The sequence below is a fragment of the Sphingomonas colocasiae genome, assembly GCF_019880585.1.
GTDB classification, from domain to species: Bacteria; Pseudomonadota; Alphaproteobacteria; order Sphingomonadales; family Sphingomonadaceae; genus Sphingobium_A; species Sphingobium_A colocasiae.
Map to the genome: position 1 here is coordinate 79712 of NZ_JAINVV010000011.1, position 18714 is coordinate 98425.

The following is an 18714-nucleotide window of genomic DNA, read 5'->3' on the forward strand; positions in this document are numbered from 1 at the left end:
GGAAGCTTTGTTCTTTAGGGTCCAGCCCCATCGACACATGGTCAGGCGGGCCGCGACGCTTTTCCTTGTGGGTCTGACGGCGTCGATTTCCGCCGCCTCGTCCCCCGATGCGGCTGCCCCGCTGGTGCCTCGCTGCGGTGGGCCATTTCGACTATGCGGTCATGTCGACCAGGATAGCGGCATCCCGCACATCCCCTTTCGTTTCGAAATCGCGCAGCATTTCAGCGAAGGGCTCGCGGCCGTCAGGACCGGCGGGCGCTTCGGCTATATCGACCGATCGGGCAAGCTGATCATTCCCGCACGCTACCGGGCGGCGGGCCCGTTCCTTCACGGATATGCGGAGGTTCGGACCGGGCGGGGATCCGGCATCATCGATCGCACCGGACGTTTCGCGGTGCTGCCGAATTTCGACAGGATCATGCCGTTCGGTCCAGACAGCTTCATCGCCACGCCGCGGCGCCCAGGCCGCGCGGCCAGCGACGTGCACGACGGATCGCTCTCCGGCTTTCCCGATCCAATAGGCTATCGTCAGAGCGGTGCGGGGCTCTATCACATCGCCAAAGGCTGGCTGACCGCGCAGGATTTGAGCTTCACCCCGTTCGACGGCCCGGGCCGCGACCTTGTCTGGGCAGCCATCGACGATCCGGTGACAGGGGAAAAATGGGGCCTGATCCGTGCCGATGGGTCATGGCAAGTCCGCCCACGCTACAGCCATGTTGAGCGCCTCGACGGTGCGCTCGCTGTCGTCAGCGGCGTGCCCGACGGTCAAGCGGATCGCCGCGATGCCATCCGTTCCGGCGTGGTCGATCGCAATGGCCGCCTCGTCATTCCGCTGCAGTTCGACAGTCTGCACTGGTGGGGCCGTTATGGTCTGGCCGCGAAGGCCGATCCGACAAATCAGGACGGCATTCACCGCAATCCGGGGGAGGCGATCGTCCGCCCCGATGGTACGCTGCTCACCGGTCGCTATTTCGACAAGGTTGATCTCTCAAGCGCCAGCCCATTGCCGCGCGTGCGGACCGGCGACAGGTGGTACGGCGTCACGCCAGACGGCGTCCTGCGGACCGATCCGCTCGACGGCAAACGCCTGCTGCAATGCCCAGGCGGCCTCAGCATCATCCAACGGGGCGATCTGGACGAAATCCGGCACGGCATGCCCGGCCGGCTGATCGGCAGGTTCGATCATGGCTATGGAACACGGCGCTGCGACGGGCCGCTCACCGTCCGGCGCAACGGCAGATCGAACATCATTTCTCAGGACGGTCGCCTGCTCGGCGGCGCGGATGGCTTCGAAGATCAGGGAGATTTCCGCAATGGCTTCGCCACCGTCCGAACGGGCGGCAAATGGGGTCTCATCGATGGAGAGGGCCGATTTACCGCACCGCCCACTTTCGACCGGCTGACCCTTGAAGGAACAGGCGTCTACCGGGTCGGCGACGGCGATGCCGCCCGCTGGATCGACGTCCATGGCAAACCGGTCGCGCGTCCACCGGCGCGGCGGCCGAATCCAGAACGGGCGCTCACCTGCCCAGGCGGATTGCGCTTGTTCGAACGGCGTGGTCTTTGGGGCTTCAGGGACGCCAACGGACAGGTCGTGATCGGCCCACGATATCGTGCACTTTCCTGCTTCGATCAGGGTGTGTCATGGACAGCGGCATCCTATGGCAGCGCCTGGTGTCCGATCGGGCCGGATGGCGCCCGGGTTGCGGCACTGGGTTGCCGCCAGGTCTTTTATCCCTATGTCGCCCGCCACTCAGACCCCGAGTTTTTCGACGAAGATCCATATGAAAACAGCGTGCTGTGGACGCGCGCATTGCTGGATCATCTGGTCGGCAAACGTGCCGAACCGCCCGGCTGGGTTTCCCCGCGCGCCCTCCCTACGATGTTTGAACGCTGGCGGCCCCGCGCTCTGATCGGCGGGGTGATCGTGATGCTCATCTCCTTCGCCTGGCTCTATCGGCGGCGGCGATTGGCCACCGGCGCGGCGTCATAGGTCGAGATCACCCCTCAATAATCTGCAGATGACCGCTCGTCTCCCATTTCCAGCCGTTCCGTTCCAACCACTATCGCCCAACTCACCTCCACAACTCGGAGCGCCTCAGGGTGAGACAAGATGTCCCATCGACAAAGCGCCGATCGCATCTAAGGCAAAGCCGATGACCGCCCGGATCAGAGAGTCGCGCCAGGCGCGGGGCCTGTTTGCCCTGCTGCTCGTCTGCGTGCTGGCGATCCGCGCGGCGGTGCCGATGGGCTTCATGCCCGTGCCGTCCGCTCAGGGCATCATCGTTTCGCTCTGCACCGGCGAAGGCGCGACGACGGTCCTGCTGCCGATCGAACGCAAGGACGGGCATTCCGGCGATCACAAATCCGCCGAACCGCCTTGTGCCTTCGCTACCGGGCTGGGCGGCGGCATGGTCGAGCCGCCTTCCGCGACATTCGCGGTCCGTGACCACGCCGGTCATCGCCCGCCCGCCTTGCCGGCGGTCGCGGACCTGATCCTCCATCGCCTCGCGGCGCCACCGCCGCCCGCGCTCGGGCCGCCCGCGCACGCCTGATCCGCCGCACGGCGAAGCGCCTCCCGCTTTCGCCGCTGAACCGCGCATGGCCCGCCCATGCGCTTCGCCAGCCCCACGCACGGGCCGGCGGGCAAAAGGCATGAAGATGATCATAATATCGGGCCCGCACGGCGCCTTTATCGCGGAATTGCGACGTATCCGCCGGTCGAGCTGGCTGCTGGTCGCCGCCTGCGCGGTCTTCCAGCTCGGCGACGCCGCGATCCATTCGGCGCCAAGCACGGCGCCAATCCCCCATCAGGAAGGACTTTCATGAACTATCCCCTCATGGCCATCGCGCTCGCCGCGACGGCCATCACCCCGCTGGCCGCGCAGAATGCCCGCCAGGGCAATATCGCGATCGAGAATCCCTGGTCGCGCCAGACCGCGCCGGGCCAGGGCAACGGCGCCGGCTTCATGACCATCGTCAATCGCGGCAAGGCGGCGGACCGGCTGCTTGGCGGCACCTCCCTCGCCGCCGCCAGGGTGGAAGTCCATAGCATGACGATGGACGGCGGCGTGATGCGCATGCGCCCGGTAACGGGCGGCCTGCCGATCCCGGCGGGCGGCGGCGTCGCGCTGAAACCCGGCGGCTATCACATCATGCTGATCGGGCTGAAACAGCCGCTTGCACCCGGCGCGCAGGTGCCGGTCACGCTACGTTTCGAAAATGCCGGCGCCATCGCCGTGCGCCTGAAGGTGCAGCCGATCGGCGCGACCGGAGCGGAGGCCAGCCATGGACGTCATTGATCCGCCCCCGCCCGCTCCGCAGCCGCCTGCCCCGTCCCCGCTCGGCCGCCTGCGCCTCGCGCTCTGGGCCCTCGTGCTGATCGCCGCGTTCGGCGGCGGCGCGCTCTATTTCGCGAGCCGGCAAAAACCGCCCGGCGCGGCCGACGCCTATGCCTCCGCCTATGGCGGCAGCTTTGCGATGACCAACCAGGCCGGCCGCACCGTCACCGACAAGAGCCTGCATGGGCGGCCCTATGCGATCTTCTTCGGCTTCACCCGCTGCCCCGATGTCTGCCCCACCACGCTCAACCGCATGGCGCAGCTTCGCAAGAAGCTGGGAGCGGACGGCGACAAGTTCGATATCGTCTTCGTCTCGGTTGATCCCGAACATGACAAGCGCGAGGATATCGGCCGTTATGTCGAACTGTTCGGTACCCCGATCATCGGCCTCACCGGCACCGATGCGCAGATCGAACGCATCGTGAAGGCCTTCCGCATCTATTATGCGAAAGTCCCGATCGAGGGCGGCGACTATACGATCGATCACACCGCCTCGATCTTCCTGATCGATCGCGAAGGTAGCTTCGTGACGACGATCGACCATCAGGAAGGTGACGATGTCGCGGCGGAGAAGCTGAAACGCGCGATCACCCAGGCTTGACCGCATCGACACGCCGAACCGCGGACCGGTCAGGCCCGCGGTTCGGTTCATCCGTTCAGCGGCATTTCGGCGAACTGCCGATATCCACCAGATTCACCACCCGCCCATCGGCGACGCCCATCTGCATGCACTGCCGCGTCGCGCGGCTGTACCAGATCGTATAGGCGGTATTGCCGCTCTTCAGCGCGTCGACATTGGCGAAGCCGCGATTGCGCATCTCGCTATCGGCCGAACTGCCGCGCGCGCCCTGAAGGTCGCTCACATCGATCGCGGACTGATAGCCGCCGGCGCGGCGATGGTCGTCGCGATAGCCGGTCTCCCGCCCCTGCCGGCGCACGCCCGATTCATAGCCGCGCACATAGGGATCGGACCGGCCGAAATTCTGGTAGCTTTGCCCGTACAGGCCGTCACGGTGGCCGCGTTCGAAATCGGCTTCGGAGCGGTCATTGTCGTAATGATTGCCATCGTCATGATGGTGCGACTTGTGCGCCAGCGCAGCCACGCCGATCAGCGCGGCGGCGATGCCCGCCGCCGCCACGGCGCCGCCGCTCCCGCCGCCACCCGCCTTCTGGTTGCAATCGGCGGGCAGCGTTCCGGTGATCGAATCATAGCGCCCCTCGACCGTCGCCACGGTGATGCATTGCTTGCTCGACCGGTTCCACCAATAGCCCCAGGTCCGGTCGTCGCCCTGTTCCGAATGGGTGAGCGAATAGCCGCGATCCGCCAGCGCATTCTCGCCCGAACTCGCCCGCGCGCCGACCAGATCGCGCACATCGCCCGGCGTGGCGGCCACCGCCGGCATGGCGGCGAAGATAGAAGCGGCGGCGGCCGTCGCCGCCAGATAACGCGAAAATCCCTGTTTCATCGTCTGATCCCCTTGAACAACCCCAGATCCGTCAAACACAAGAAACTCGATCGGGTGTTAATAGAAAAACAACCCGAATTACCATGCCGAACTTCAGCATTTTTCTTTTGAATATACAGAAAGATGATACATGATCTTGCCCACCCGACAAGATCAGACATAAAATTTTACTGTAACGAAATCGTCACCATTTCGGATATCGCATTTGCCAATTCGGGAGAACAGCCATGATCAGGAAATTGACCCTCGCCGCCATCCTCCTCCTCGCCGCCGCGCCGTCGATCGCGCAGGCGCCGATCCGCAGCGAACGCGTCCAGTTCGCGCGGGGAGCATCCGCAAAGGCGATCAAGGCCGCGATCAAGGGTGACCAGATCGTCGATTATATGGTCGGTGTGCGCGCGGGCCAGACGATGACGGTCTCGCTCAAGACCGGCAACGCCTCCAATTATTTCAACATCACCGCGCCCGGCGCGGAGGCGGCGCTGTTCATCGGCTCCACCAGCGGCAACAGCCACAGTTTCCGCGTCCCCTCCAGCGGCGATTATGCCGTGCGCGTCTATCTGATGCGCAACGCCGCGCGCCGCAACGAGACCGCCGGCTACACATTGACGATCAGCGTGAAATGATGCGGATGCTGGGCGGCGATCGGCGCCGCCAGCATCGACGCGCATATCCACGGGGCATATTGAATGGATTTCCTGCGCATCGTCCGTTCGCTGGAGGAATTCCTCTACGAAGTGATGTCGTGGCTGGTCTTCTATCCCAAGACGATGTGGCGCGCGCTTCGCCATCCGCTTGAGATATTGCGCTATTCGGAACGGGAGATGTCGGACAAGCCCGACGATCAGTTCACCGATCTGCTCAGCCCGCCCCTGTTCCTGATGATCACCATATTGCTGTCGCACAGCATCGAAATCGCCTCGCATCAGGTGCTGCCCGCGCCGAGCACCAGCATCGGCAAGGAATTGATGGCGTCCGAGCAGAATCTGCTGATCCTGCGATCGATCCTGTTCGCCATCTATCCGCTGATGTTCGCGATGCGGCGGCTGAAACGACAAAAGCTGCCACTCGATCGCGAAACGTTGCGCAAGCCGTTCTTCGCGCAATGCTATGTAGCGGCGCCGGCAGCGCTGGCGATGGGCATCGCCGCGATCCTGGCGCGCGCGCACGCGGTGGAGGCACAGCTCGCCGGGATCATCCTCTGCCTGATCACGATCATCTGGTATGTCGGTGTGGAGGCGACCTGGCTACACAGGCAGACGCGGGTCCGCATGGCCCCGGCGATCCGCAGTGCGCTTGGAACCTGGCTGGCCGCCACGCTGCTCAACTCGGCGATCAGCGTGATGGTGCTGGGGCTGTGACGGCGCACGGCCGGCTCCAGCGCCGATGCCGCGCGATGGCGCCGGCACTGGCGATGGCCTTCGCGTCCGCATCGCCCGCAACCGCGGTTCCGCCGCCACCGCCCGGCCCGCCCATCGTCGATTGCGCACGCCCGATCTATGCCGTCGACACGCTGATATGCGAGGATCCGCAACTGCGCGCCGCGAATGATCGGGTGCGCGCCCTGCTCGATGCGAATCCGGCCGGCGCCGCCGACCGCGCGGCCCCGGCCGACTGGATCGAATCCCAGCCCGACTGGTTCCGCCGCCGCGCGCTGTGCGCCTTCCGCAAGGAGGGCCGGGTCTGCGTGGCCGATGCCTATGCCGAAAGGATCGCCGTGCTCACCGCGCTCGGCGCCCCTCCCGCCGAAGCCTGGCGGGAAACGCGCTGCACGAACGCGCCATGGGCGGGCAAGCTCGCCATCGCGCGGCAGCCGGGCGCCGTCCTGCTGGGCGATGGCCGGGGCACGATCCTGGCCGTGGCCATCGCGGCAGGCGGATCGGGCTGGACACCGTTCGTGACGCTGAAACGCGACGATGGCCGGCGGATGCGATTTCAGGGGCCTGCCGGCACCGTGGAATGCACCGCCCGCCGGCGCGATTGATCCGGCCGGCCGGTCGTCGGGGAAGACCCTGCCAAGGCTCGGCTATCGCCGCCGCGCCGTCACTTCGATCTCCACCTTCGCGCCGGGCGCCGGAATGCCGCAGATCAGCGTGGTGTTGGCCGGCGGGCAATCGCTGAAGCGTGCGCGCAGTCCTTCGGCCACCGCCATCAGATGATCGATATCGGTCAGGTACACGCGGGTGCGCACCACCGCGTCCAGGCCGATATCGAAACCCGCCAGCACATCGCCCACGATCCGGAAGATATTGTCCACCTGTTCGGAAACCGCTTCGGGGATCGCGCCCGTTTCGGGATCGGCGCCCACCGTCCCCGAAATATGGACATAGCGATCGTCCGCCACCGCGCGCGAATAGGCGGCCAGCGTTTCGAAACGCGATCCGGACGACAGGCGCGTGAGATCGGACACGGTCATTCTCCTTCTGGAAAGCTTATAACGCGTTGAAGAAACGCGAAAGCCTGTCCATGCCTTCGTCCAGCCGCTCGGCGCTTTCCGATCCGAAGCACAGGCGCAGATGGCCCTCGCCGCCGGGTCCGTAGAAGCTGCCCGCCTCCACCACCACATGCGCCTCGTTCAGGATGCGCTCGGCCAGCGCCTGCGCCGCGATGCCGGTGCCGGTGATGTCGGGAAAGGCGTAGATCGTGCCCTGCGGCGGCGCGCAACGCACGCCGGGCATCTGGTTGAGCCGCTGCACCAGCCGGTCGCGTTTCGCCCGGTCGTCCTCGACCATCGCCTCCATCGCATCCTGCGGCCCGGCGACGGCGGCCAGGCCGCCATATTGGATGAACGCGTTCACATGCGTCACCGCGCTGGTCGATATCTTCAGCAGGCCCGGCATCAGCGCGGCGGGCGCCACCGCATAGCCCAGCCGCCAGCCGTCCATCGCATAGGCCTTGGTGAAGGCATGGAGCGAGATCGTGCGCTCCGCCATGCCCGGCAGGCTGGCGATGCTGACATGCTCGGCCCCGTCATAGGTGATATATTCATAGACCTCGTCGGAGACGACCGACAGGTCGTGGCGGATCGCGACCCCGGCCAGCGCCTCCAGCTCCGCGCGGCCATAGACGCGGCCGGTGGGATTGGCCGGATTGACCAGCACGATCATGCGCGTGCGCGGCGTCACCGCCGCCTCGATCCAGTCGGCGCGGATCGCGAAATCCGCGGCCGCGTCCAGCGGCACCGTCACGATCCGCCCGCCCGCCATCTCGATCTTGCCCAGATGCTGCGGATAATAGGGGTCGAGCAGGATCACCTCGTCGCCCGGATTGATCAGCGCCATGAACGCGGCGAAGGATCCCTGGGTCAGCCCGTTGGTGACGAGGATCTCGTCGGGGCTCACCTCCATCCGGTTGAAGCGGCGCAGCTTCTCCGCCAGCGCCTCGCGAAAGGCGCGCTCGCCCGCCATGTCGCTGTAATGGACATGCCCGGCGAACAGCGCGTCGGCCGCCGCCTGCTTGATATGGTCCGGCGTGTCATGGACGGGGCGCCCGAACTCCATATGGATCAGGTCGATGCCGCGTGCCTCCAGCACCATGGCCTGTTCGTACATGCCATAGCTTTTCCTGGGCGTTCGGGTGATGCGGTCGGCCAATTGAACCATGACGCGGTCGCTCCTTCAAACCGATAGCGAGACGACGCGGAGCAGGCGCATCCGCCCGCCATCGACCAGCGCATAGGCCATCGCTTCCTCGGCGCTTTCGCCGTCGCCGCTCCGCGCCCTGGTGCGGCAATGGACAAAGGCATGGTCCTGGGTCGCGAACGCCTGTTCCACGGGCAAGATCATTTCGACAAGGTCGAGCCGGTCGGCGATCGCCTGGTAATGCACGGCGAGTTCAGCCGGGCCGGTGGCGCGGAGATTGCCGTTGACGATCAGCCGGCCATCCTCGTGGAAGAAGGGCGCGAAACCCTCCGCCCGCAGCGGATCGCTGCCCGCCATCGCGGTGTTCCACCAGGCGAAGAAGTCGAGGATGATATTGTCGGTCTGCATGATTTCTCTCTTCGGGCGGGGCGTTCAGGGGGCAGGCGTTCGGCGGGTGTCGATCCAGTCGAGGATCGGCCCCATCAGGGGATAGAAGCGGCGCAGCCGCCGCTGGATGCCGGCGGTGCGCGCGCGCCCCGCGTCCAGCAGCGGCATCGGCGGCGGCGTGCCGTCCAGCACGAAACGGGCCAGGCTGTCGCCGATCACGGTCGACAGCGCGATGCCGCGCGCGTTGCAGGCGGTGGCGCTGATGATGCCGCCATCGACCAGCAATGTCGCGGGATAGCGCGACGCGGATACCGAACTGGTGCCGGTCCACAAATGCGTGATCTCCGGCAGGTGCGGCAGGCGCAGCATGGTCCGCAGGCGCCGGGCCATCGATGCGCGCTGGCGCGCCGGCGAAATGCCGAAGGCGTCGAGCGCCCCGGTGATGATCCGCCCCTCGCTGTCGACGCGATAGGTGAAGAGATGCTCGCGCGTGTCGGACAGCGCCTCGCCGCGCTGGAACAGGTGCCGGCGCTGCTCCGCCGGAACCGGGGCGGTCGCGCATTGCCACACGTCGAGCGTGACGATCGATGCGGTCATCGGCGGCACCAGATCGCCCGAAAGGCCGTTGGTGCACAGGATCACCTTGTCCGCGATCACCCGGCCGGCGTTCAGGCGCAGCGCATAGCCGCCCGGTTGCCGTTCGATGCCCAGCACCGGCGATCGTTCGAACAGGCGCGCGCCGCCGGCGACCGCCGCATCCGCCAGGCCCCGGCAATAAAGCAGGGGATGGATGGTGCCGCCCGAGGGGGCGAACCAGCTCCCCTCATAGCCCTCCACCCCGGTCCGCTCCGCCGTCTCCCCGGCGGACAGCATCTCGACCGCGAAGCCGCGCGCATGCCATTGGCCCGCGACATCCTCGATCCGGGCGCGCGCCGCCGCCGAATGGGCGGGCTGATACCAGCCGCCCTGCCGGGCATCGCAATCGATGCCGAGCGCACGGACCTTGGCGAACAGATGATCCGCCGAACCGCCCGTGGCCTGGACCAGCCTTTCCCCGATCTCGCCGACGCGCTCGATGATGGCGTCCGGCGATCCGACGCTGAAATGCGGGACGACGAAGCCGCCGGGGGTGGAGGATGCGCCGCTCCCCACCGCCCCGGCATCGATCAGGATCACGTCCAGCCCCGCCGCCGCCAGTGCCTGGGCAGTGGTGGTGCCCATGATCCCGGCGCCCACCACCGCGACGTCGCAGCGCAGTTCGCCGGTCGCGGCGGGAGCGGCCGGGCGCCGGCCGGCGGACGCCCACCAGAGATTATCGGATCGGTCGATCATGTATGCCCCGATTGGCGGTTCGCCGCGCCGATCAGAAACGCACGGTCAGCGAGACGCCGTACGTCGCCGGATCGCCCAGGAAGTTCTGCGACGGGAAGATGCCGCCCCAATTGTCATAGGCGGACGCGACATAGAGCTTGTTGAGGAGGTTGCGGCCGTAGATCGCGGCTTCCCAGCGGTCATCCTTGTCGTGCACCGCCAGCCGGCCGTTCACCAGCCAGTATCCATCCTGCGCGGAAAGGTTGCGGTTCGCCAGCGAATAGAAGGTCTTGCTGCGATAGGATGCGTCGCTCAGGATCGCTACGCCCCAATCGTCCCCCTGGATCGGGGTTTCCCAGCGCGCCATCGCGCTGGCGCTGAATGCCGGGGCGTTGGACAGGCGGTTGCCGGTGAAATCGTCGGCGCCCGGCGCATTGTTGAAATCGGTGATCTTGCTGCTCTGCCAGTTCAGCGCGCCGCGCAGCGTCAATCGGTCGGTCGGGCGATAGGTCGCCTCCGCCTCCAGGCCATAGACGCGCGCATCGCCCGCATTGGAGAGCACGATCACGTTGATGCCGCTGCGGATCTCGGTGACCATCGCCTGGAAATCGCGCCAGTCGTTGTAATAGCCCGCCAGGTTGAAGGTCAGCGCGCCGTCCAGCAGGCTGGTCTTGGCGCCCACTTCATAGGAATAGACGGTCTCGCCCTTGAACGGCCGCAGTTCCTCCGGGTTGAAGGCGATCGCCGCCTTGAAGCCGCCGCTCTTGAAGCCGCGGCTGGCGCTCGCATACAGCATCACATCGGGCGAGACCTTGTAGTCGATGCCGATCTTGCCCGAAAGATTGTCCTGCTTCACCCCGTCGACGATGCCGGCGACCGGCACGGGCAGCGTCGAATTGCCATAGGGATTCAGGTCGATGCTGTCATAGGTGAAGCGCTTGTCGTCGCGGGTGAAGCGCAGCCCGGCGGTCAGCGTCAGCGCGTCGGTCAGCTTGTAGTTCGCCTGGCCGAACACCGCATAGGCGTCGGTCTTCTGCACGAAGCCGGTATCGACGCGGGTGTGGAAGAAGTGATCGTCCAGCGCCTGCAGCGCGTTGCCGGCGATCCGGTCCCACGAATAATAGACGCCCGCCACCCAGCTGAGCGGGGAATCATTGTCCGATGTCAGGCGCAGTTCCTGCGTGAAGGACTTGATGTCGTCGGTGAAGCGGGTGTCGAGCTCGATCAGCGCGCCGCCGTCGCTGTCGTCGCCCGATACGCGGTTGAAATGATTATAGCCGGTGATCGAGGTCAGGGTGACGCCGCCGAAATCATAGGCGACGTTCAGCGCCACGCCTTCGGAACGGCTCTTGTTCTCATAGCCATAGGTCGCGCTGTTCTCGACGGTGCGCCGCCCGGGCGTCGGATCCGAATAGCCCAGTCTGTCGACGCAGGTCGTCGGATCGAGCTTGCCTGCGAGCGCCGCCGCGCAATAGCCGCTGCCGCCCTTGGCATAATAGCCGACATGCTCGCGCAATTGCTGGTCGCTCTTGTTGTAGACATAGGTGCCCTGCAGGTTCACCGTCAGTTCCGGCGTCGGCGTCCACAGCGCCTGCCCGCGCACCGCGATGCTGTTGACATCGCCGATCGTCTTGCCGGTCAGCGCGTTGGTCTGCCAGCCGCCGGACTGCTGCACCGTCCGGGCGGAGAAGCGGACGGCCAGCGTGTCGGTCACGCCGCCGCCGGCGGCGCCCTCCAGCTCCAGCCGGTCGAACCGGCCATAGCTGAGCGTGGCATAGGCTTCGGGCTCATGCGTCGGCTTGCGGCTGATGAAGTTGATCGCGCCGCCCGTGGTGTTGCGGCCGTACAGCGTGCCCTGCGGCCCCTTCAGCACCTCCACCCGCGCGATGTCGAACATCTGGAACGACATCATCGGCGTATAGGGCAGGTTCACATCGTCGAAATAGATGCCGACGGTCGGGTTGTTGTTCGAAAACGTATCGTTCAGGCTGAGCCCGCGGATCGAGAATGTCGGATTCTGGTCGCCGCGCGTGGCGTTGACGAACACGCCGGGCGAAATCGCCGCCACGTCGGCGGGCTGCGTGATCTTCAGTTCCTGAAGCTGCTTGCCGGAAAAGGCGCTGATCGAGATCGGCACGTCCTGCACCGATTCCGAACGGCGCTGCGCCGTCACGACGATCTCGTCGTCGAAGCTTTCACCCGCTGCCGATGTCGCCGCCTGGGGCTGCTGCTGGGCCTGCGCATGGGCCGTGCCCGCCATCAGGGCAAAAGCGGCGCTGGCCGTGAAAAGTGCGATTCGAGTCCGCATGAATCTGCTCCCCATCTGGAGTTTTTGACGAATCGGACCCGGCTTTTTGCCTGGTGCCCGCTCTTCCTGCGCCGCCATCCCTAGCGTGAAACAAAATCGGATCCAATATTCTTTATCCTCTTGTCGCATTTTTTTTTGCGGCTAGGTTGGCGCACGATCTCCTCCACCTGACAGGGAATGAAATGCGTAGTTCCAGTGCATTTGTCGGCATCGACGTCGGCGGGACGTTCACCGATCTGGCGATGTTCGACGCGGCGACCCGCCAGTTTTCCACGGTGAAGGTGCCGTCCTCGCCCCCGCTCTTCTGGCCGTCGGTGATCGACGCGCTCGACAAGGCGGGCATCGATTCGCAGCGGGACGCGACGATCCTGCACGGCACCACCGTGCATCTGAACGCCTTTCTGGAACGCAAGGGCGCGCGCATGGCGCTCGTCACCACGGGCGGTTTTCGCGACGTCTATGAAATGCGGCGCGGCAACCGCCCCCAGCCCTACGACATGCATTTCCGCTATCCGACGCCGCTGGTCGCCCGCCGCGACATTTTCGAACTCGCGGAACGCGTCGGCGCCGACGGCACGATCCTGACCGCGATCGATCCCGACGAGGTCCGCGCACTCGCGCAGCGGCTGCGCGCAGGCGATTATCAGGCGGTGGCGATCTGCTTCCTCCACAGCTATCGCAATCCCGCCAACGAGGCGGCGGTTGCCGAACTGCTGCGCGCCGAACTGCCCGGCATGCTGGTCGCGCCATCGCACGAGGTGTGCCGCGAATGGCGCGAATATGAACGCACCAGCACCGCCGTCATCAACGCCTATGCCTCGCCGGTGCTCAAGCGCTACCTCACCGATCTGCTCGGCGCGCTGGAGCAGAAGGCGGAATCGCGCCTGTTCCTGCTCCAGTCCAATGGCGGGCTGATGCGTGCCGAGGGGGCCGGCGATCGCGGCATCCTGTCGCTGCTTTCGGGCCCGGTGGGCGGCAATGTCGCGGGCCGGGCGCTGTCGCAGGTGGCGGGCATGCCCAATCTCATCTGCATCGACATGGGCGGCACCAGTTTCGAGGCGAGCCTGGTGATCGACGGCGAATCCGTCGTCCGCAACGAACGCGAGGTCGGCGGCTTCCCGATCCTGACGCCGATGGTGGATATCCACACGATCGGCGCGGGCGGCGGATCGATCGCCTGGAACGATGCCGGCGCGTTGCGCGTCGGCCCGCAAAGCGCGGGCGCGCGGCCGGGCCCGGCAAGCTATGGCCATGGCGGCGCGCAACCCACCGTCACCGACGCCAATATCGCGCTCGGCCGGCTGGAGGATGGCTGCGCCTTTGGCGACCTGCGCCTGGACGCCGGCCTGGCGCGCGCGGCGATCGCCGGTTTCGCGGAGGATTTCGGCCTGTCGGGCGAAGCGATGGCGCAGGGCATATTGGACGTCATCAACGAACAGATGGCCAATGCCATCCGTACCATCACCGTGCGGCGGGGGATCGATCCGCGCAGCTTCGTGCTGGTCGCCTATGGCGGCGCCGGCCCGATGCATGCGGCCGATATCGCGCGGCTGCTGGGCATCGGCACCATCGTGGTGCCGCGCGCGGCCGGCGCATTCTCCGCATGGGGCATGCTGCAATCCGATCTGGTGCATGATCGCGCCGAAACCATCCTCGTCCCCGCCGCCGAACTCGACTGGGCAGCGCTCGACGCGCGCTATGCGGCGCTGGAGGCGGAACTGGCCGCAACGCTCGTCGAAGAGGGCGTGGCGCAGGACCGGATCCAGTTCACCCGCAGTTTCGACGTGCGCTATCTCGGGCAGGAACAGGGCATCGGCGTGCGCGTCGATGCCGGCAGCTTCGCCGACGCGGCGGGCCGTGACGCCCGGCTGCGCACCGATTTCGAACGCGCCTATGCCGATATCTTCGGCCATATCAACGACGACGAGGCGCTGGAGGTGGCAACCGTCCGCCTGCGCGCCAGCGGCCGCACCGGGCTCGACGCGCAGACGCTGATCATGGCCGAAAGCGCGCCGGAGGCCGATGGCAAGGGAGAGCGCACGCTCACCGTCCGGTTCGACGGCGCCGATCGCGACACGCGGTTCCTGCCCCGCGCCGCGATGGTGCCGGGCGAACGCGTGGCCGGCCCCTGCGTGGTGGAGGAACAGACCTGCACCACCATCGTCCCGCCCGATTTTTCCGCGACGATCGATCCGATCGGCAATCTTGTCCTGACTTTCGAGGGAGCCGCCGCATGAGCATCACCCCGGATCCGATCACCAGTGAAGTCGTCCGCAACGCCTATAACGCGATCGCCGACGATATGAGCGCGATGATCGCGCGATCGGCCTATTCGCCGATCATCTACGAAGCGCATGATTACGGCATCGCGCTGTTCGATCGCCATGCCCGGCTGCTCGGCCAATATGCCGGCCTGCCGCTGTTCACCGGCGGGCTGGACGCGGGGCTGCGCGCGACGATCGAACGCTATGGCCTGGACGATATGCGCGCGGGCGACGTCTTCACCGTCAACGACACCTATATCACCGGCGGCCATCTGAACGATGTCGACGTGATCGGCGTGATCTCCGACGGCGACGAGCTGCTGGGCTTCATCGCCATCCGCGCCCATTGGGCCGATATCGGCACGGCGGAGCCGGGTTTTCCGGTCAACAGCCGCAACATCTTCCAGGAAGGGGTGCGCTGGGGCCCGACGCGGATCATGCGCGGCGGCGAATGGATACGCGACGTCATCGACCTGCTGTGCCTCAACAGCCGCGTGCCGAAGACGCTGATGGGCGATCTCAAGGCGCAGATCGCCGCCATCCGGCTGGGCAATGATCGGATGACCTGGCTGAAGCGGCGCTTCGGCCAGGACGTGCTCGACGCCTGCTCCACGCAGATCTTCGACGCCACCGACGGCAAGTTCCGCGCCTTCCTGCGCTCGATCCCCGACGGCGTCTATACGGCGGAGGGCGTTTCGGACGATGACGGTGTCACCGACGATCCCGTGCTGTCCCGGGTGACGGTCACCATCGCCGGCGATCGCATGACCGTCGATACCGCCGGCTCCTCGCCGCAGCGCGCGGGCAATCTCAACACCGGCTATGCCAACACCGTCTCGGCGGTGCGCCTCGCACTCGCGCTGCTGTTCCCCGCGCGCGAGCCCGACATCAACGACGGCAGCTTCCGCGCGATCGAGGTGCTGGCCGAACCCGGATCGATCTACGCGGCGGAGGCCCCTGCCCCGTGCATGCGCCCGCACCCGGTGATGCTGCTGATCGATCTGATCATCAAGGCGCTGAGCGACGTGCTGCCCGATCATGTCGCGGCCGGCCTGCCCGGCGACAGCTGGAACATCTTCCTGATGGGCGTCGATCCCGCCACCGGCAAGCGCTTCACCAGCGGCGAGGCGCTCGACGGCGGCTGGGGCGCCAGCGCCCAGGGCGACGGCCCCAGCGCGATCATCCACAGCGCGGCGGGCGATTTCCGCAACATGCCGGTCGAAACGCTGGAACACCGCACCCCCGTGCGCATCAACCGGATCGAACTGGGCCGCGACAGCGGCGGCGCCGGGCGGTTCCGTGGCGGCCAGAATGTCGTCAAGGAATATGAGGCGCTGGTCGACATGACCGTGACGCTGCATTTCGACCGGTCGAAGACGCCCGAATGGGGCCTGTTCGGCGGAGAGGACGGCGCGCCCTCCCGCGTGACGGTGTATAACGGGCAGCATCCGGAGGGCTTCATCGTGCGCAAGGTCGAACAATTGCCGCTGCGCCCGGGCGACCGTTTCGTCGCGGAAACCGGCGGCGGCGGCGGCTATGGCCCGCCCTCCGAACGCGCGGCCGAGGCGCTGGCCGCCGACATCGCCGACGGCGTCGTCAGCCAGGCCGCCTGAGCGATGACCGCCGCCGCCCCGCCCGAAACCCGCAAGGATTTCTCGCCGCTCCAATGGGTCGCGCTGCTGGTGGTGGTGTGCAGCGCCTTCTCGTCGCAGATGGTGATGCCGCTCTGGGTGGGCGCGGTCATCGACGATCTGCATCTGTCGCAGGCGGCGGCGGGGCGGATCGGATCGTTCGAATTCATGGCGGTGGCGGCGGTGTCGCTGCTGGTGGCCCTGCGCATCCAGGCCTTTCCCACGCGCCTGACCGCCGCGATCGGCATCGCGCTGCTGGCGCTCGGCAATTTCGCCTCCGCCCATGCGGGCGGCGAAGGCGGATTGATCGCCGCGCGGATGCTGTGCGGGGTCGGCAAGGGGCTGGTGGTCGCCATCGCCTTCAGCCTGGCGGCGGGCTCGTCGCGCCCCACCCGCGCCTTCGCCCTGCTCAACATCGTCTACGGCCTTTTCGCCGCGCTTTTCTACATGACCGTGCCCTACGCGATCCGCTGGGACGGCGCGGCCGGCGCCTTCATGACCATGGGCGCCGTCGCACTGGTCGGCGCGCTCTTCATGGTCCGCTTCCCCGCCGAACGGCTGACGTCGAGCGAACTCACCGGCCTCAGCCTGCGGGCGCTGCCCGCATTCGGCTTCCTCGCCTTCGCCGCGCTCATCATCCTGTGGTCGGGCCATAATGTCGTCTGGACCTTCATCGAGCGGATCGGCGTGCGCAACGGCATGAGCGTGACGGAGATCGGCGCGATCCTGTCGCTGTCCGCGTTCCTGACGATCGCCGGCCCCAGCCTGGTGCGCCTGCTCGATACGCGGCTCGGCTATGGCGCGCCGATGATCGCCGCGATCGTGCTGAAGATCGGCGCGGTCCTGGCGATCGGCTATCTGGTCAGCCCCCGCGCGTTCATGCTGGCGGTGCCCGCCTTCATGCTGCTGTCGCTGTTCATCACCCCCTATGTGATGGGCATATTGTCGCTGGCCGATCCCGCCGGCCGCCTTGCCGCCGCCTCGTCGGCGGCGATGACGGCGGGCAGCTCGATCGGCGCCTGGATCGGCGGCGCCAGCCTGGAGGCGGCGGGATGGCCCGGCCTCACCTGGGCGTCGCTTTTCCATTTCCTTCTCTTCACCCTGATCATCATCGGCGTGGCCCCGCTTGCCAACCGCTACGGCCGCCGCGCCGCCGCATGATCGATCGCCTGCCGGAGTAGCCCCATGATCATTTTCGCCAATTGCCGCCTGATCGACGGAACATCGGATGCCGTGCGCGAGGATTGCCACGTCCTGGTCGAAGGAAACCGCATCCGGGAAGTGTCTGACACGCCGATCCGGGCGGAGGGCGCGCGCGTCGTCGACCTGGGCGGCCGCACGCTCATGCCCGGCCTGATCGACGCGCATGTCCATGTCTATTCGACGCATCTGAATTCGGACAAGGAACGCGGCATGCCGCACACGCTGATGATGGCCCATGCCATCCACCGCGTGCGCGCGATGCTGATGCGCGGCTTCACCACCGTGCGCGACGTCGCCGGCGGCGACTGGGGCATGAAGATGGCGGTGGAGCTGGGCCTGGTCGAAGGGCCGCGCATGTTCGTCTCCGGCCGCGCCCTCGGCCAGACCGGCGGCCATGGCGACCATCGCCACCGCACCGACGACAGCATTCCCTGCGCCTGCACCTCCGCGCTCGACATCATGACGCGCATCGCCGACGGCCCCGATCAGGTGCGCCATGCCGTGCGCGAGGAACTGCGCAAGGGCGCCGACCATATCAAGGTGATGGTGTCCGGCGGCGTCGGCAGCCCGCACGACGCGCTGGAACATACCCAATATTCGATGGACGAGGTGCGCATCGCCGTCGAGGAAGCCGCGGCGCGGGGCACCTATGTCGCGGCGCACAGCTATACCGCGAAAAGCACGCGCCGCGCGGTCGAATGCGGCGTGCGCACGATCGAGCACGGCAATTTCGTCGACGCCGAAACCGCGCGATTCATGGCGGAAAAGGGCGCTTTCATGGTGCCCACGCTGATCTGCTACAGCGAATCCGCCGACAATGCCGATGCCTATGGCCTGCGCGCGGAAGTGAAGCGCAAGCTGGCGGAGGTGAACGCCGCCGGCCTCCAGATGCTCGAGGTTTGCCGCGACGCCGGCGTCACCATGGGCTTCGGCACCGATCTGATGGGGGAGATGATCGCCGCGCAGACCAAGGAATTCGAACTGCGCGCTAACGTCCTGCCCGCCATGGACATCATCCGCTCCGCCACGTCGGTCAATGCCGAGATACTGGGCCAGACCGGCCAGCTCGGCTGCATCGCGCCGGGCGCGCTCGCCGACATGATCGTCGTCGACGGCGATCCGGTCGCGGATATTTCGCTGCTGAATGAAAGCCGTGGCGCGATCGTCGCGATCATCAAGGATGGCCGCTTCTGCAAGGACGAGTTACAGTGAGCCGTCGACC

At 66.6% G+C, this 18714-nt stretch carries 18 protein-coding genes; 12 read left to right on the forward strand and 6 right to left on the reverse strand.

Going from position 1 to position 18714, the window contains the following annotated elements:
- Positions 1 to 67 precede the first annotated feature (67 nt).
- The 5 genes from K7G82_RS21970 (at position 68) to K7G82_RS21990 (ending at position 3942) form a co-directional block, all read left to right on the forward strand.
- Positions 68 to 1993 carry a WG repeat-containing protein gene (locus K7G82_RS21970; protein WP_222992096.1) on the forward strand — a complete coding sequence of 642 codons (1926 nt, stop codon included), beginning with the start codon at positions 68 to 70 and terminating at the stop codon, positions 1991 to 1993.
- A gap of 163 nt (positions 1994 to 2156) precedes the next feature.
- The gene (locus K7G82_RS21975; RefSeq protein WP_222992097.1) at positions 2157 to 2555 is read left to right on the forward strand and encodes a hypothetical protein; all 399 of its coding nucleotides are present in this window, start codon (positions 2157 to 2159) and stop codon (positions 2553 to 2555) included.
- Between the two features lie 106 nt (positions 2556 to 2661).
- Positions 2662 to 2829: a hypothetical protein gene (locus K7G82_RS21980; protein ID WP_222992098.1), complete on the forward strand. Its 168-nt coding sequence runs from the start codon at positions 2662 to 2664 to the stop codon at positions 2827 to 2829.
- Positions 2826 to 3302, forward strand: a complete 477-nt coding sequence (locus K7G82_RS21985; protein WP_222992099.1) for a copper chaperone PCu(A)C — start codon at positions 2826 to 2828, stop codon at positions 3300 to 3302. Before K7G82_RS21980 ends, K7G82_RS21985 begins: the two co-directional genes overlap by 4 nt.
- A complete protein-coding gene (locus K7G82_RS21990; RefSeq protein ID WP_222992100.1) occupies positions 3289 to 3942 on the forward strand; it encodes an SCO family protein in 654 nt (217 codons plus the stop codon). The genes K7G82_RS21985 and K7G82_RS21990 overlap by 14 nt, the downstream gene beginning before the upstream one ends.
- A 55-nt stretch (positions 3943 to 3997) precedes the next feature.
- On the opposite strand, the gene K7G82_RS21995 is transcribed toward K7G82_RS21990, so the two are convergent.
- Positions 3998 to 4807, reverse strand: coding sequence for a hypothetical protein (locus K7G82_RS21995; protein ID WP_222992101.1), 810 nt, complete (start codon positions 4805 to 4807; stop codon positions 3998 to 4000).
- Positions 4808 to 5034: 227 nt separating this feature from the next.
- Between K7G82_RS21995 and K7G82_RS22000 the strand changes: the two genes are divergently transcribed.
- From K7G82_RS22000 to K7G82_RS22010, 3 genes are all read left to right on the forward strand, one after another.
- Positions 5035 to 5433, forward strand: coding sequence for a hypothetical protein (locus tag K7G82_RS22000; RefSeq protein WP_222992102.1), 399 nt, complete (start codon positions 5035 to 5037; stop codon positions 5431 to 5433).
- A 63-nt stretch (positions 5434 to 5496) separates the two neighbouring features.
- Positions 5497 to 6168: a hypothetical protein gene (locus K7G82_RS22005; protein WP_222992103.1), complete on the forward strand. Its 672-nt coding sequence runs from the start codon at positions 5497 to 5499 to the stop codon at positions 6166 to 6168.
- A gap of 35 nt (positions 6169 to 6203) precedes the next feature.
- Positions 6204 to 6791, forward strand: coding sequence for a lysozyme inhibitor LprI family protein (locus K7G82_RS22010; protein WP_222992104.1), 588 nt, complete (start codon positions 6204 to 6206; stop codon positions 6789 to 6791).
- A 42-nt stretch (positions 6792 to 6833) separates the two neighbouring features.
- On the opposite strand, the gene K7G82_RS22015 is transcribed toward K7G82_RS22010, so the two are convergent.
- The 5 genes from K7G82_RS22015 to K7G82_RS22035 are packed head-to-tail and all read right to left on the reverse strand — an operon-like array spanning position 6834 to position 12394.
- On the reverse strand, positions 6834 to 7217 hold the full coding sequence (locus K7G82_RS22015; protein ID WP_222992105.1) for a Rid family hydrolase: 384 nt from the start codon (positions 7215 to 7217) through the stop codon (positions 6834 to 6836).
- A gap of 22 nt (positions 7218 to 7239) precedes the next feature.
- Positions 7240 to 8409 carry a pyridoxal phosphate-dependent aminotransferase gene (locus tag K7G82_RS22020; RefSeq protein WP_222992106.1) on the reverse strand — a complete coding sequence of 390 codons (1170 nt, stop codon included), beginning with the start codon at positions 8407 to 8409 and terminating at the stop codon, positions 7240 to 7242.
- Positions 8410 to 8424: 15 nt separating this feature from the next.
- Complete coding sequence (locus K7G82_RS22025) at positions 8425 to 8796, reverse strand: hypothetical protein (protein ID WP_222992107.1); 372 nt, start codon at positions 8794 to 8796, stop codon at positions 8425 to 8427.
- A gap of 24 nt (positions 8797 to 8820) precedes the next feature.
- Positions 8821 to 10107 (reverse strand): NAD(P)/FAD-dependent oxidoreductase, encoded by a 1287-nt coding sequence (locus tag K7G82_RS22030; protein ID WP_222992108.1) that lies wholly within the window; start codon positions 10105 to 10107, stop codon positions 8821 to 8823.
- A 31-nt stretch (positions 10108 to 10138) separates the two neighbouring features.
- On the reverse strand, positions 10139 to 12394 hold the full coding sequence (locus K7G82_RS22035; protein WP_222992109.1) for a TonB-dependent receptor: 2256 nt from the start codon (positions 12392 to 12394) through the stop codon (positions 10139 to 10141).
- 182 nt (positions 12395 to 12576) lie between these two features.
- On the opposite strand from K7G82_RS22035, the gene K7G82_RS22040 reads away from it, so the two are divergent.
- The 4 genes from K7G82_RS22040 to K7G82_RS22055 are packed head-to-tail and all read left to right on the forward strand — an operon-like array spanning position 12577 to position 18704.
- Entirely contained in the window at positions 12577 to 14631 is a 2055-nt protein-coding gene (locus K7G82_RS22040) for a hydantoinase/oxoprolinase family protein (RefSeq protein ID WP_222992110.1), read from the forward strand.
- On the forward strand, positions 14628 to 16271 hold the full coding sequence (locus K7G82_RS22045; protein WP_222992111.1) for a hydantoinase B/oxoprolinase family protein: 1644 nt from the start codon (positions 14628 to 14630) through the stop codon (positions 16269 to 16271). Before K7G82_RS22040 ends, K7G82_RS22045 begins: the two co-directional genes overlap by 4 nt.
- Before the next feature lie 3 nt (positions 16272 to 16274).
- Positions 16275 to 17450: an MFS transporter gene (locus K7G82_RS22050; protein WP_222992112.1), complete on the forward strand. Its 1176-nt coding sequence runs from the start codon at positions 16275 to 16277 to the stop codon at positions 17448 to 17450.
- A gap of 24 nt (positions 17451 to 17474) precedes the next feature.
- Complete coding sequence (locus K7G82_RS22055) at positions 17475 to 18704, forward strand: metal-dependent hydrolase family protein (RefSeq protein ID WP_222992113.1); 1230 nt, start codon at positions 17475 to 17477, stop codon at positions 18702 to 18704.
- Positions 18705 to 18714: the final 10 nt, after the last annotated feature.

Bases quoted from the DNA above. Each gene is read 5' to 3' on its own strand.
- K7G82_RS21995 (WP_222992101.1), bottom strand. From the start codon at position 4,807: ATGAAACAGGGATTTTCGCGTTATCTGGCGGCGACGGCCGCCGCCGCT.
- K7G82_RS22010 (WP_222992104.1), top strand. From the start codon at position 6,204: ATGGCGCCGGCACTGGCGATGGCCTTCGCGTCCGCATCGCCCGCAACC.
- K7G82_RS22025 (WP_222992107.1), bottom strand. From the start codon at position 8,796: ATGCAGACCGACAATATCATCCTCGACTTCTTCGCCTGGTGGAACACC.
- K7G82_RS22005 (WP_222992103.1), top strand. From the start codon at position 5,497: ATGGATTTCCTGCGCATCGTCCGTTCGCTGGAGGAATTCCTCTACGAA.
- K7G82_RS22035 (WP_222992109.1), bottom strand. From the start codon at position 12,394: ATGCGGACTCGAATCGCACTTTTCACGGCCAGCGCCGCTTTTGCCCTG.
- K7G82_RS22040 (WP_222992110.1), top strand. From the start codon at position 12,577: ATGCGTAGTTCCAGTGCATTTGTCGGCATCGACGTCGGCGGGACGTTC.
- K7G82_RS22020 (WP_222992106.1), bottom strand. From the start codon at position 8,409: ATGGTTCAATTGGCCGACCGCATCACCCGAACGCCCAGGAAAAGCTAT.
- K7G82_RS22045 (WP_222992111.1), top strand. From the start codon at position 14,628: ATGAGCATCACCCCGGATCCGATCACCAGTGAAGTCGTCCGCAACGCC.
- K7G82_RS22030 (WP_222992108.1), bottom strand. From the start codon at position 10,107: ATGATCGACCGATCCGATAATCTCTGGTGGGCGTCCGCCGGCCGGCGC.
- K7G82_RS22055 (WP_222992113.1), top strand. From the start codon at position 17,475: ATGATCATTTTCGCCAATTGCCGCCTGATCGACGGAACATCGGATGCC.
- K7G82_RS21975 (WP_222992097.1), top strand. From the start codon at position 2,157: ATGACCGCCCGGATCAGAGAGTCGCGCCAGGCGCGGGGCCTGTTTGCC.
- K7G82_RS22000 (WP_222992102.1), top strand. From the start codon at position 5,035: ATGATCAGGAAATTGACCCTCGCCGCCATCCTCCTCCTCGCCGCCGCG.
- K7G82_RS21990 (WP_222992100.1), top strand. From the start codon at position 3,289: ATGGACGTCATTGATCCGCCCCCGCCCGCTCCGCAGCCGCCTGCCCCG.
- K7G82_RS21980 (WP_222992098.1), top strand. From the start codon at position 2,662: ATGATCATAATATCGGGCCCGCACGGCGCCTTTATCGCGGAATTGCGA.
- K7G82_RS22050 (WP_222992112.1), top strand. From the start codon at position 16,275: ATGACCGCCGCCGCCCCGCCCGAAACCCGCAAGGATTTCTCGCCGCTC.
- K7G82_RS21985 (WP_222992099.1), top strand. From the start codon at position 2,826: ATGAACTATCCCCTCATGGCCATCGCGCTCGCCGCGACGGCCATCACC.